The following is a 13,579-nucleotide window of genomic DNA, read 5'->3' as shown; positions in this document are numbered from 1 at the left end:
CACGTCGATGTGAACCATGTTTTCGATGCTACCGGATGTAGCCGCGCGCACGATTTTGCGCCCAATACAACAACGAGATGACAACATCATGATGAGTACATCCCGTACCCTGCCAGAGCGTTCTTTGCCGGAGCTAGTAGGGTGGGTCAGGCAGGAGGGGTTGGCGTTGAGCCTGCCGACCGACCGGCTGGCCTTTCTGATTGCAATCAAGACCCTGTCCGAAGATGAGTCGGACCTGTCGGAAGCGGCGCTGCACGATGCCTTTGGCTATGTCAGCAGCGCCTTCGGCCAGATGGACGAGACCCTCACCGGTCGCGCCAACAACGCCATCAACGATCTCATTCGCCAGCAGCTGCTGTCGCGTTTCAACACCGACATGGTGGCGGGGGAGAGCCTCTACCGCCTGTCGCGCCTGGGTGTGAGCATCGTCGACTTCTTTATGGATCAGCGTCAGGTTGACTCCATCAAGCTCTCCATTCTGCTCGAGCACCTGGCTTCCGAGCTCGACACCGCCCGCAAGGCGGCGCTGGAGACCAACACCCGCGAGCAGTGGGATGCCGAGGTGCTGCCGCGCCTCACCTTCTCGCTGGAAGAGACGCTGGGGCGGATCGATCTCACCCAGCGCGCCATGGATGAGCAGCAGAATCAGGTCAAAAGCGAGATTGCGGCCCTGCTGACCCAGAACTGGGTCGATGCCATTCACAGTTGCGAAAAGCTGCTGCACGAGACCGGCCAGACCCTGCGCGAGCTGCAGGATACCCTGGACGCTGCCGGCCACCGCCTGCAGGCGGGGCTGCTCAACATTCAGGAAGCGGCGCAGGGGCGCGACGATCTGTTCCACGTCGAGGAGCTGACTCACGCCTTGCAAGGTCGCCTTGACGTGATCACCAGCTGGGGTCAGCAGTGCATCGAGCTCTGGTCCCGCTACGACAGACACGTCCACAAATTTATCCGCAACGCCATCGACATGGACAAGAACCGCGCCTTCAGCCAGCGGCTGCGCGAGTCCATCCGCAATTTCGAGCAGCACAACTGGCAGCTGCGGGTGGCCGAAGAGCCCCGTCTGCTGGAGCTGCGCGACGAAACCATCGCCATCCACGACGAGGAGGTGACCGGTGAGGTGCCCCTCGAGATGGAATACGTCGAGATGGTGGACATCAACCAGGAGCTGGCCGAGCGCATCGAGCGCTATCTGGCCCGCTACCCCGAGCAGGGCCAGCAGCTGGACTTGGCCGATGTGCTGCGGGAATACCTGCTGGACTACCCGGCTCATGCCCACTTCGATGTGGCGCGTCTTCTGATCGACCAGGCCGTGCGCCTGGGCCATGCCAGCGGCGAGCGCGAACTGCATCGCCAACCCGCATGGAAACCCATTAACCAAGCTGGATCCAAGGTTCAGGCCTATGTCATTGATCAATTCTGAGTTTCCCTTGCCGCTGCGCCTTGCAGAGGCGATTGCCAACCCCTTGTTTCCGCGCATCGACACCGCCTTGCGCTCCGGCCGTCACATCAGTGCCGACGAGTTCGAGCAGCACTCGGCGCTGGTCGAATATCACAGCGAGCTGGAGATCTTCTACGGCCGCTATCAGGTGGAGCTGATCAAGGCGCCGGAAGGCTTCTTTTACCTGCGCCCGCGCCCGAGCTCCGACATCGGCACCACTGTGCTCTCCGAGCTCGATATGCTGGTGGGCAAGGTGCTCTGCTACCTCTACCTGAGCCCGGATCGTCTCGCCTCGGAAGGGGTATTTGCTATGGCCGAGCTGCAAGAAGAGGTGTTGAGCCTCGCCGACGAGAAGCAGCTGCTGCGGATGGTCAACAGCCGCTCCGGCGGTACCGATCTCGACAAGAAGAAGTTGCTCGAAAAGATCCGTACCTCCATGCGCCGTCTGCGTCGCCTTGGCATGATCACCGCCCTTGGCAACGGGGATAAATTCCGGGTTAACGAATCGGTGTTCCGTTTCGCCGCCGACGTGCGTTCCGATGAAGATCCGCGCGCCGTTCAGCTGCGGATGATCCAGGAGGGTGAAGCCATCTTCCACGACGACGAAATGCCGAGCAGCGACTCGCTCTTTGATGACATCGAGGCGGATCTCGATGAAGAACAACTGGATCTGGAGGTATAACCGGTGCGAGGCAAGTTCAAATCCCTGACCATGGTCAACTGGAACGGCTTCTTTGCCCGGACCTTCGATCTCGACCAACTGGTCACTACCCTTTCCGGCGGCAACGGCGCGGGCAAGTCCACCACCATGGCGGCCTTTATCGCAGCGCTCATCCCCGACCAGTCACTGCTCCATTTCCGCAACACCACGGAAGCGGGATCGAGCAGCGCCTCCCGTGACAAGGGGCTCTACGGCAAACTGCAGCGCGGTCACTGCTACTCACTTCTGGAAGTGATGAATAGCCGCGAACAGCGGATCTGGGTCGGCGTGCACCTCGAGCAGGTGGCCAACCGCGACAACAAGGTCAACATCACTCCGTTTGCGCTGGTGGATGTGCCGGAAAATCTGGCACCGACCGATCTGCTGCTGGAGAAGCTCGATGGCGGCAAGGGGCGGGTACGTGCCTTTACCGACCTGAAAGGGGCGGCCGCCGAGCTGGGGGCGCTGAAAGTCGCCAAATTCAATACGGTGACCGACTATCACAACTTCATGTTCGAGTTCGGCATCACCCCGAAGAAGCTGCGTGATCAAAAAGATCGCGGCAAGTTCTATCGCCTGATCGAGGCCTCCCTCTACGGCGGCATCTCCTCGTCCATCAGCCGTTCCCTGCGCGAATACCTGCTGCCGGAGAACTCCGGGGTGCGCAAGGCGTTTGCAGACATGGAGGCTGCCATCTATGAAAACCGCCGTACGCTGGAGGCCATCAAGGAGACCCAGGGTCAGCGGGATCTGTTCAAGAACCTGATCACCGAGACTACCCACTATGTGGCCGCTGACTATGTGCGCAACGCCGCCGAGAAGAGCCGCCTCTCCGAGCTGGCCCTCAAGGCGCGCCAGGAGCTGGCCGACAAGCGCCGTATTCTGGCCGAAGAGAAACAGCGCGCCATCTATCTGGCCGACGAGGTGGAGCAGCTCACCAACCGCGAAAAATTGCTGACCGACGAGCTGGAGTCTGCCTCCGAGCATCTGGCCAAGGTGATGGCCGCAGTCAGCTTGCAGAAGAAGATCGAGATGTACCGCGCCGATCTGGCGGATCTCTCTGACAAACTCGAGCAGCAGCAAGCGGTGGTGGAGGAGATCCACGGCCAGCTGCTGGAAGTGGAAGAGCGCAAGGAGCTGGCACAGGCAGAAGTAGACAGCCTCAAGACCCAGCTGGCCGACTACCAGCAGGCGCTCGATATCCAGCAGACTCGCGCAATCCAGTACCGTCAGGCGGTGCAGGCGCTGGAGGCTGCCCGCGAGCAGTGCGAGCTGCCGGGGCTGACCGCCGAACAGGCGAGCGACACCCTGCACCAGTTCCGCGCAGCCGAGCAGAGTCTCACCAGCCGGGTGCTGGGGGCCGAACAGCAATTGGCGCTGGCCAAGGCGGCGGTGGCCGAGCACGAAGCGGCGCTGGCGCTGCTTTTGAGCATCGCCCCCGAAACAGTGCGCGAGGCCGCTTGGCCCACCGCGCAGGCGCTGCTCAAGCGTCATATCGAAGACAAGGCTCGCATTGCCCAGGGGCAGGGGCTGCGCGCCGCGCTGGCTCGCCTCGAGAAAGAGAGCGAAAGCCAGAAGAGCCTCTTCAAGCTGCGTGACGAGCTGCAGCAGGCCTCTGGCCAGCTGATTGCCAGCAGCGATGAGCTGGAGATCTTCCTCGAAGCCCAGCGCACCCGTCAGGAGGAGCTCTCCGAGCAGCAGGCAGAGGTGAACCAGCGCCGCGCCAGCCTCGAGCATCAGGGCACCCAGCTGGGCCGTGATATTGCGGAGCTCACCAAGCTGGCGCCGCGCTGGCTCAAATCCTTTGAAAAGCTCGAGCAACTGCGCGAGCAGAGCGGTCTGCCGCTGACTACCGCCGAGGAGCTTTCGGCCGGTATGCAGACAGTGCTCGACAAGGAGCGCGAGTTCGAACAGGAGAGTAACCGCATCGCGGCGCAGAAACAGGCGCTGGAGCTGCAAATTCGCAATCTGCAGCTGGGGGCAGGCGAGGCGGATCCGCGCTTGGCTCGCATCGCCGAGCAGGTGGGGGGGGTGCTCCTCTCCGATGTCTACGACGACATCTCCATCGACGATGCCCCTTACTACTCCGCGCTCTACGGCCCGGCTCGCAGCGCCCTGGTGGTGCTCGACCTTGAGGGCGCCATCGAGCGGCTGAAAAAGCTGGAAGATTGCCCGGAAGATATCTACCTCATTCAGGGCAACCCCGACTCCTTTGACGAGGATCTGGTGGAAGCGGACGAGCTGGGGGACGCCGTGCTGGTGCGCACCAGCAAGCGTCAGGTGCGCTTCTCCCGCTACCCCGAGCTGCCGCTGTTTGGTCGCGCCGCCCGGGAAAAGCGGATCGAGCAGCTCGACCTTGAACGCGAAGGGCTCATCGAGGGTTACGCCAAGGCCGCCTTCGAGCAGCAGAAGTACCACCGTCTCTACGGTCACTTCCGCGACTTTATCGGTCAGCATCTGGATATCGCCTTCCGCCCCGACCCCGAAGCCGAAGTGCAGGCCAAACAGGCCGAGCTGCGCGCGCTGCAAGGAGCCATCGGCGAGTGCGACAAGCAGCTGAGTGATGCCAAAGCGGCCGCAGCCCAGCTGACTCGCCATATCCAGCTGGTGCAGGGGATGCTGCCCTTTGCCCACCTGTTTGCCGAGACTGATCTGGCGGCCCGCCTCGAGGCGGCTCACGCCGATGTGGAAGCGCTGAAACAGGCCGAAGCCTTTATCGCCAAGCACGGCAAGTCGCTGGAAAAACTGGAAACCATGGTGCAGGTGCTGCGTCAGGATCCGCAGGATCTGGCCGCGCTGCAGGCTGCCTATGATGAGGTGAGCGACCTGCTGGCCGAGCAGAAGCGCCGTTGCTACGCCCTCGATCAGCTGGTGGCCCGTCTGCCGCACTTTGCCTATCAGGATGCACAAGACCTGCTGGGCAAGGCCTCCGAGATGAGCGAGCGACTCAAAGAGAAGCTGAAAGCGGCCGAGCTGGCGGCCCGCACCGCTGGCGAGCAGCACAAGCAGATTGCCCAGCGCCACACCGAGGCGTTGCAGCTGCGCACCGCGCTCAACTCCAGCGTCGAGGCCAAGCGCCAGACCTTGACCGAGTTCGAGCAGGAGCTTGCGGCCATGGGGCTGACCCTCTCTGACGATATGGAAGAGAAGGCGCGCGCCCACAAGAAAGAGATTGAAGAGCTGCTGATCCGCACCCGTTCCCGTCGCACCAGCGCCGAGGCCCAGTTGCAGGTCACCAAGCGCGAGATCGAATCCCTTGGCGGCCGTCTCAAGCTCGAAGGCAAGGATTACTACAGCGCCCGTAAATCTCTGGTGGGCCACAAGGCGAGCTGGTCGCGGGTGGTGCGGCTGGCGCGGGAGACCGACGTCGAGAAGCGCCTCAACAAGCGTGAACTGGCGTACCTCGACAGCGACGAGCTGCGCTCCATGTCGGACAAGGCCCTCGGCGCCCTGCGGGTGGCTGTGGCGCACGACGAAGCCCTGCGCGATGCGCTGCGTCTTTCTGAGGGCAACCGCAGCACCGAGCAGAAAGTGGCCTTCTACGTGCAGGTCTACCGCTACCTCAAGGATCGCATCCGCAACGACATCATCCGCTCCGATGATCCGGTCGAAGCGATCGAGGAGATGGAGATCGAGCTGGCCCGTCTGGCTGACGAGCTCAAGCAGCGGGAAACCCACCTGTCGCTCTCCTCTCACGAGGTGGCGGCCAAGATCACCAACATCATCCGCCGCGAGCAGAACCGCATCCGGGTGCTCAATCAGGGCTTGCAGAACATCGCCTTTGGTCTGGTGCGCGGAGTGCGCCTCAACGTCAATATCCGCGAGGCCCATACCCGTCTGCTGACGGCGCTGGCCGATCAAACTGCCATGCACAACGATCTGTTCGCCGACAAGGAGCTCAGCTTCTCCGAGGCGATGGCCAAGCTGTTCCAGCGCCTGAACCCGCAGATCGAGCAGGGGGATCGCAGCTATCAGGTGATGGGCGACGTGCTGCTCGACTATCGCAACTATCTGGAGCTGGAGATCGAGGTGCAGCGCGGGGCCGATGGCTGGCTGCGGGCCGAGAGCGGTGCGCTCTCCACCGGTGAGGCGATCGGTACCGGTCAGGCCATCCTCTTGATGGTGCTGATCAGCTGGGAGGAGGAGTCCCGCCGTCTGCGCGGCAAGGATATCGCACCCTGCCGTCTGTTGTTCCTCGACGAAGCGGCCCGTCTGGATGGCAAATCCATCGCCACCCTGTTCGAGCTGTGCGAGCGGCAGGATATGCAACTGCTTATCGCGGCACCCGAGAACATCAGCCCCGAGAAGGGCACCACCTACAAGCTCATCCGCAAGGTGCAGGGCAAGCACGAGCATGTGCATGTGGTGGGTCTGCGCGGCTTCGGCTTTGCCGACGACAAGCTGATCGCCTGAGAAGTCTCTGGCTCATCCCGGCACGGGATGACCGGTAACTAGTTGAAAGGGAGGCATTTGCCTCCCTTTTTGCATGGAAGATATGGCAAAGTAGCCGCACGGTCGCTGTTGCCTGACAACAAGGCGAGTAACATGGTGAGTGCCTTGGAGCTATGGCAAGGTGAGAGCTCCCGCCTGCAAAGTGTCGCAAGCGTCACCTGCCGTATCGGAGAAGAAAAATTGCGCATAGCGAAAAGAAGAAGAGAGGAGAAGTGAAAGGTGCAACATATCCAGAAAGGGCTGCTGTTATCTCTTTGTCTGCTGCTGGCCGCCTGTAGCAGCCGTTATGACGAGAGTCACGGCGGCAGCTGGCGCGGCTATAGCGAAACCGGCTATGCCAGCTATTATGCTGACCGCTATCATGGCAAAAAGACTGCTAGCGGCGAGATCTATCGCAACAATCTCAATAGCGCCGCCCATATGGAATTGCCCTTTGGTTCCATGGTGCGGGTTACCAACCTCGCCAATGGCAAGAGCGTAGTGGTCAAGGTCAATGATCGCGGCGCCTTTAAAAGCGGGCGTATTATCGATCTCTCCAAATCCGCCTTCAGTTCCATCGCCAATATTCGCGAAGGTGTTATCAAGGTAAAGGTTGAGGTGTTGTAAGGGAACTCCTAGCGTCAAAGTTGATCTATTGAAATGTTGAGAGAAACGAATAGTAATTTTCCAGAGGATGATTGAGTGTAATGAGTACAACCGATGTGGTTAGCACTATTGTGACAGTTATATCCCCATTTATTGGTGCAGCCTGTGGGGTCTATGTAGTACCAATAATAGAGAGAATTAAAAATAAATCTGCTATTTCACAACTTTTATCTAATTATAAAGAAGAGTTGAAAGATATTGAAATGCAGACTAAGAATATATCTGTTGATTTATATACATCTCATCTAACACTGGAAAAGTATAAGTCTGGTGAAAGTAATTATGCTATGTTTTATGGGTTGAATACTATAGAGGTTTATTTTTTAAATGATGTACTTAAAACAGCATACTCACGGCTTAGCTTTGATGAACGCAAGGCTATCAAAGCATTGATTTCTCTTGTTAAAGCCTTTAATGAGATTAATGGTCAGTTGATTAGCTTAATCTCTAGCAAAAATAAAAACTCACTGGATTTTAAAAGAGCAATTAAATATGTGGCAAGTATTTATTGGATTTGCAACAAGTTGAACAATACATCCACTTTTAATTATTCAGAAGACCATAATAATCAAGTGGAACTAAATAAAGCACTTGAAGCATTGAATATCCCTTCTTTATAAGGTGAGGATTGACACAGTTCGCGTACATTTTGGAGAGTAATTATGGCGATTTTGAATATTTTGACGGCTCCCGACCCCAAATTGAGGCTCAAGGCCGAGCGGGTTGAGGATATCGCTGCCGTACAGGTGCTGATCGATGACATGCTGGAGACCCTGTATGCGACGGAAAACGGGATTGGCTTGGCCGCGACTCAAGTCGGGCGCAAAGAGGCAGTCGTTATTATCGACTTGTCCGAGAGCAGGGATCAGCCGCTGGTTTTGATTAATCCACAAGTGATAAGCGGTATTGAAAAGGTGTTTGGACAAGAGGGTTGTCTCTCCGTGCCGGATTACTACGCGGATGTCGAGCGTTACAGCTCGGTGGTGGTATCTGCACTGGATCGCAAAGGCAATCCGATTACGATTGAGAGCAGCGATTTTTTGGCCATTGTCATGCAGCATGAAATTGATCATCTGGATGGCAACTTGTTCATTGATTACCTGTCACCGCTCAAGCGGCAGATGGCACTCAAACGAGTTAAAAAATCTCTGAAGTCCGCCAGCTAACATCTGCGGATAGTGGCTGGCAGTTTCAGTTATGTGGAGAGCAGGCAGAATGAAAGTGGCAAGATGGAATGTCAGGGCACTGTTTAGCCGCAATAGCAATGAGGTGCGGGGACGTTATGGGCTGAAGGCCCTGCTGTTGCTGGGAACATTGTGGGCCGCACTCCCCGTATCAGCCGATGAAGAGCAGCTGCCGGCCGAATATCGCCCCTTTGTGCAGCAGTTGGTCGATGCGGCAGAAGCCCGGGATCATCAGGCCCTTGCCAACCAGATGAAGTACCCCTTCAAGCAGGAGTATCCCATTCCCGCCATCAAAACCCCGGCGGAGATGCTGACCCGTTTTGACGAGGTATTTGATGACGTCATTTTAACAAGCATCGCTACCTCCCGGGTCGGGCAGGATTGGCAGACCATGGGCTGGCGCGGCATCATGCTGGGCAGTGGCGAGGTCTGGATGGACTTTGATGGCAAGGTCATCGGTATCAATCATCAGACGGCGCAGGCCGCCAAATTGAAAGCCGAGCTTATCGCCAGGCAGAAAAGTGGTCTGCATCCCAGTGTGCGAGAGTACAAGAGCCCCGAGCTGATGTGGCAGACCGAGAAATTTACCATCCGCATCGACGAGTTGGACGATGGCCACTATCGCTACGCCTCCTGGGCCAAGGGCAAGACGCTCGCTGACAAGCCGGATCTGGTGCTGAAAAATGGCACCGTCAGGGTGGAGGGGACGGGGGGCAATCATACCTACCTCTTCACGAGCGGCCCCTATCGCTACGAGTGCGTCGTCACCGTATTGGGTGAGCGAGGCGTGCCACTGGGTGAGCTGGTGGTTTATAAAGACGATGTCGAGATAGTGCACCAACCGGTGATCAAGGTGCTGTGACAGCAAATCCACATAAAGAGAGATCAAGGAGCGGCCAGGTGCCGCTCTTTTGCTATCGCAAACTGAGGGATGAATTCGCTAGCTTTGCGGCACCCTGACCCCTTTATCGAGATAGAGGCTGCTGTAGTGGGCGCGGTGGGTGACAAACATCACCTGATGGCGGCTGCCGTCGGAGAGGATAATAAAATCCCCCGCCTGAGCGGGGCTCTGCAAGGTGATCTCCTGCTCGGGGGCGGTCAGGCGATCGACATCTTCCTTGAAGGTGAGGGTGTAAGAGTACATATGGCGCTCCACTGCTGGCTCATATCAAACACACCGTTGAAGGTAGTTGCTGGCAAGGGGGCGCGCGGCGCCCGATTGGCGCTGTTAGACCAAATAGCGGTGATGAGAACGCGATGGCTTCGGTCGGGTTGTTTTGCTGAGGTGCGCTTGAGGCGTTTACATTAAGGCCATCGGTATCAAAACGATGGTAAAGGGGTGAAAGGGGGATGAAAAAACCGCCAGCTGGCGGTTTTTCTTATGCGGTGGGCCCTACTTCAGGGCCTTCTTCAGCTTCTTGATCTTGCCTTCATGCTTGGCAATTTTCTCAAGATGAGCGGCGATCTTCTTCTTGATCTCTTTCTTGCTTGCTTTGGCCATCGGTGGCGCTGCTTTGCAGTGGGGACACATGAGGTGTCAGTGTGGGTCTTCCCTTTGACGTCCCAGAGTGCCACAGGGCTCCTTTGTGAACCAGCACTCTGTTGCTTTAATAGCCAGCTCGCTATAACTGCAAGGTGCTGAGCCAGCGCAGCAGTTGCTGGCCAACCTGCGGGTTGGCGAGCAGGGACATATGGCTGGTGCGATAGACAATCAGGGTATGGGCAGGAAGAAAAGTCAGCTGATGGCGCGCTTCGTTGTGCTGACCGAGGGCGCTGCGTAGCGGCACCAGTCCATCACCAATCAGCCGGTCGGCCAGCAGGCTGCGCTTGGCGGCAGTGGTCGCGGCAATGGCATAGCAGTTGACACGGCAGGGCAAGGGGAGTGGGACGCGGGGATCGCGCAAGGGCGCGGCGGGATCGGGTGGGGCGAGCGTCTCGATCACCTTGCCGTGGCGCAGATCCTTGATGCCTGCACTGCGCAGCCGCGCCAGCCTGACGAAGGGTTCGCTGTAGGCGGTGGCGGGCAGCAACTGCTCCAGCCAGTGTCCGGCGTGTTCGAGCGGCGCGCCGTGGTGTGGCGTGCCAATAAAGATCATATTGGCAAGGTGCACAGGCCAGGTGAGCCCGGCCTGGCTGGCATGGTGGCAGGCACTGCGGGCAACCAGTCCCCCCATGCTGTAGCCCATTATCGTTATCTCTTTGAGCTCTCCCGGCCAGTGGGCGAACAGTTGCTCCAGCAACAGGGCAAGTTGCTGCCCGTTTTGTGCGATGGGCAGGCCCGAGTTGTAGCGCAGGTAAAGAGGCTGATAGCCAAGCGTGTTGGCAAGTTGCTCTCCGTGATTGACCGGCTTGCCTTGATGCTCGGTCTGCCACTGCAGATCGTTCATGCAGAGGCCATGGACCATCAGCAGCACCCGTCCCTCGCGGGGTAGATCCTTTGGCATCGCCTGCCAATCGAGGGGCTTGCCCTGATAGCGCAGGGTCATGGGGGTGGCGAGGGCATTGTGGTGCTCGACCAGCTTGTCCCCCAACACGCCGTTGAGCGTGGCGATCAGGGCTGCACGTTTCGGGGTTTCGGGGATCTGGTGGGGCGGCGGTGTGGCTGGCAGGCGGCTGAGCAGTTGGTTGATGCCGCTGCTTAGGTTGTTGGCGGCGCCATGTACCCCCTTGTAGACCAGCCCGGTGATCCCGGCTGTTTTTCCCTCATCCCGTCCCTTGAGCCCCATACCGCTCAGTACCGCCTGATGTACCGCTTCGGTGATCTCTACCGCGGCGGGCAGCGCCAAAGTCAGCAGGTGCGCCAGCTCGCGGATATCCGAAAGATGCCAGGAAGAGGATGGCGATGGGTCTGTGGCGTCGGTCATGGCAAGCCCTTGTGGAAGCGGGTATCGCGTTGTCGTGCCGCGAAGAGCGCAGCGTATCTCTATATCAAACCAGCTTGCTCCCTTTGTGGCGGGTTTACCAGTAACGGGCCATGCATGGCGGGGCTGATAAGAACCGCTTGCGAAGCCGGTCACGGTAATGACAGGGAAAATCACCTCTACTTCGTCATATGAAGCCACATGGAGAGGTGAGGATGTCGCTCTTTGATGAGGTGCGGGTACAGGATTTGTGTGCACGGTTGCTCGATAGCCAGAACGGAAAGAGCTGCTCCCTTGAGAGTCGGCATGGCCGCGAGTTGAAGCATCTGTTGCAGGCAGTGGCCGGGATCAAGCCGGTTGGCCGAGGTGCTCATTATGCGTTGACCGACGCGGGGCGGACTTATCTGACCGGACAACTGGCTCGGGCAGCGCCCCCCGAACCGAACAAGGGTGAACTGCTGCAACGTCTGGGAGTGAGTTTGCCTGCACGGCTCAATCAGGCCTGCTTTTATGCTCTCTGGCATGGGGACAGCAAGCATCCGCGATCAGCCCCCCTTGCAGCGCCACAGCTTGCGAACTTGGCGCTCACGCAGGATGAGGTGATCCGCATCCGTACCCTCGAGCCGCTCTCACTGGTCGATCTGCAGGGTCAGCAGCACGATATGACGGCCATGATGGCGCTGCTGGGGGAATTGGCGTTGCCGGAGCGGACTCTGGGCACGCTGGCTGCCATCGGCTGGCAAGGGAAGTGGGTCATTACGGTGGAGAACAAGGGGGCCTTTGTCGACTACCCGCTGCAACCCGGGCAACTGCTGCTCTTTGCCCCCGGTCGCAATACCACCTTGGCCAAACAGCTGATCCCGCTGCTGCCTGTGGGCGTGCAGTGGGCACATTTTGGCGATCTCGATCAACGGGGTATCGATATTGCCATCGAGCTGGCGCGCGAGCTAAATCGACTGGCCATGCTCTGGCTTCCCTGTGAGCTGCAACCTTATCTGGATCACTATGCCCGTCCGGTACGCACCTTTGCAACGGACAGTGGCAAGGTACCCTGGCGTGTGACGACGCAGGCTGATCAGGTCGATGATCATGGCTCGCCGGCAGACGTTCCCTGGCTTGATAAACTGATCACAGACGGGACTTGGCTGGAGCAGGAGGTATTGATTCTGGCCCCTCACTGGCGGAGCTGGTCATTGGAGGAGATGGGCAATCAGGTGTGAAACGGGGAGTCCGCGCTCCCCGTCATTTCGTGGTCAGCTGCTTATTTGGCGTTGATGGGCCCCTTGGTGCCGGCGTCATTATCGACCCAGCCATCTTCACCCTTGATGCGGCGATCCCCCTGAATGGTGTAGATGACCATGCCATCCTTGAACACCAGCGCGCCATCGGATTTCTTGGCATTGACCTTCTTGTCGTTGACCCACACCTGATCCTTGCCATCGATGCGGATATTGGCCACGGTGGCGCCGGTTTGGGGGAAGGTGGCGATCCAGTTGCCCGCATAGGGGCTGCTGCTGGTTGCCGCGGCCGGAGCATTGCCAACACCGGCAGCTGCGTTCTCAGCCTTGGTCTTGTTGATATCGCAGCCATTGAGCTCGCCCACCTGAGTGCAGCCCGAGCGCTCCAGCTTCTGCTCATAGCTCAGATTCAGACCGCCCTCCGCGGCCGGGGCGGCCGTGCCAAATCCCGCCTTGGCATTTTCCGCTTTGGTTTTGTGAATGTCACAACCCTGCGCCTCGGTGACCTGGGTGCAGCCGGATCGCTCCAGCTGCTCGGCATATTTGGCGCTGATGGCGTGGGCAGGGGCGATCCCGAGCAGGGTCAGGGTGATGAGCAGAGCAGCATTCCTGGACATAGATAATCCCTCAAAGATGTAAGTCATGCAGCTTCATCCGCGCAGTTGCGGCAGTGAACGTCGGCCTCTTCTGAGCATCCGAGACAGATGCGCAGCTGGCGTATTCACGTTAGCACCTTGGGCTAACCGCGCCCAGCGATGTGGCCAGAAGATAAGGCGAGAGGCGATACGGGCGGGGAGTGGAAGGGAGGCGAGATGGCCGTGACATTTCTGCAGAAGAGGTCGTAACAAAAGAGCAAGGTACTGCACGGCATTATCATAATGATAACGGCGGCCCCGCCGATATCATTTCAGCCCCTGAAACTGACCTTTGATGATAATTCTCACCGATGCCGAGATATCGCCTCTGATTATTATCACCCAGCTATTTTATCGCTTGGCCACCCTATCCATCCTTTTATGGAATAAACCGCTGAAATAGCCACTGATTTTGTGGGTGGC

At 58.6% G+C, this 13,579-nt stretch carries 11 protein-coding genes; 8 read left to right on the top strand and 3 right to left on the bottom strand.

The window, feature by feature from the left end; translation table 11 throughout:
- Positions 1-88: 88 nt before the first annotated feature.
- From mukF to I6L41_RS06905, 7 genes are all read left to right on the top strand, one after another.
- Entirely contained in the window at positions 89-1,423 is a 1,335-nt protein-coding gene (gene mukF, locus I6L41_RS06935; protein ID WP_111901131.1) for a chromosome partition protein MukF, read from the top strand.
- On the top strand, positions 1,404-2,123 hold the full coding sequence (mukE, locus tag I6L41_RS06930) for a chromosome partition protein MukE (protein WP_005336835.1): 720 nt from the start codon (positions 1,404-1,406) through the stop codon (positions 2,121-2,123). The genes mukF and mukE overlap by 20 nt, the downstream gene beginning before the upstream one ends.
- 3 nt (positions 2,124-2,126) lie before the next feature.
- The gene (gene mukB / locus I6L41_RS06925) at positions 2,127-6,554 is read left to right on the top strand and encodes a chromosome partition protein MukB (RefSeq protein WP_216962968.1); all 4,428 of its coding nucleotides are present in this window, start codon (positions 2,127-2,129) and stop codon (positions 6,552-6,554) included.
- Between the two features lie 258 nt (positions 6,555-6,812).
- The gene (locus I6L41_RS06920) at positions 6,813-7,199 is read left to right on the top strand and encodes a septal ring lytic transglycosylase RlpA family protein (RefSeq protein ID WP_216962965.1); all 387 of its coding nucleotides are present in this window, start codon (positions 6,813-6,815) and stop codon (positions 7,197-7,199) included.
- Positions 7,200-7,279: 80 nt separating this feature from the next.
- Positions 7,280-7,858 carry a hypothetical protein gene (locus I6L41_RS06915; RefSeq protein ID WP_216962962.1) on the top strand — a complete coding sequence of 193 codons (579 nt, stop codon included), beginning with the start codon at positions 7,280-7,282 and terminating at the stop codon, positions 7,856-7,858.
- 42 nt (positions 7,859-7,900) lie between these two features.
- The gene (gene def / locus I6L41_RS06910; RefSeq protein WP_206874683.1) at positions 7,901-8,404 is read left to right on the top strand and encodes a peptide deformylase; all 504 of its coding nucleotides are present in this window, start codon (positions 7,901-7,903) and stop codon (positions 8,402-8,404) included.
- 49 nt (positions 8,405-8,453) lie between these two features.
- Positions 8,454-9,284, top strand: a complete 831-nt coding sequence (locus tag I6L41_RS06905) for a hypothetical protein (protein ID WP_216962959.1) — start codon at positions 8,454-8,456, stop codon at positions 9,282-9,284.
- A gap of 78 nt (positions 9,285-9,362) precedes the next feature.
- On the opposite strand, the gene I6L41_RS06900 is transcribed toward I6L41_RS06905, so the two are convergent.
- Positions 9,363-9,566, bottom strand: coding sequence for a hypothetical protein (locus I6L41_RS06900; protein WP_005352285.1), 204 nt, complete (start codon positions 9,564-9,566; stop codon positions 9,363-9,365).
- Positions 9,567-10,044: 478 nt separating this feature from the next.
- Positions 10,045-11,286, bottom strand: coding sequence for a triacylglycerol lipase (locus tag I6L41_RS06895; protein ID WP_216962957.1), 1,242 nt, complete (start codon positions 11,284-11,286; stop codon positions 10,045-10,047).
- Between the two features lie 212 nt (positions 11,287-11,498).
- Between I6L41_RS06895 and I6L41_RS06890 the strand changes: the two genes are divergently transcribed.
- The gene (locus tag I6L41_RS06890; RefSeq protein ID WP_216962954.1) at positions 11,499-12,503 is read left to right on the top strand and encodes a Wadjet anti-phage system protein JetD domain-containing protein; all 1,005 of its coding nucleotides are present in this window, start codon (positions 11,499-11,501) and stop codon (positions 12,501-12,503) included.
- A gap of 41 nt (positions 12,504-12,544) precedes the next feature.
- On the opposite strand, the gene I6L41_RS06885 is transcribed toward I6L41_RS06890, so the two are convergent.
- Positions 12,545-13,138 carry a hypothetical protein gene (locus I6L41_RS06885; protein ID WP_216962951.1) on the bottom strand — a complete coding sequence of 198 codons (594 nt, stop codon included), beginning with the start codon at positions 13,136-13,138 and terminating at the stop codon, positions 12,545-12,547.
- Between the last annotated feature and the right edge of the window lie 441 nt (positions 13,139-13,579).

It is taken from the genome of Aeromonas sp. FDAARGOS 1411 (genome assembly GCF_019047125.1).
Lineage (GTDB): Bacteria > Pseudomonadota > Gammaproteobacteria > Enterobacterales > Aeromonadaceae > Aeromonas > Aeromonas veronii.
The sequence above is the reverse complement of the archived record's forward strand: the minus strand, read 5'-3'. Positions and strand labels throughout refer to the sequence as shown.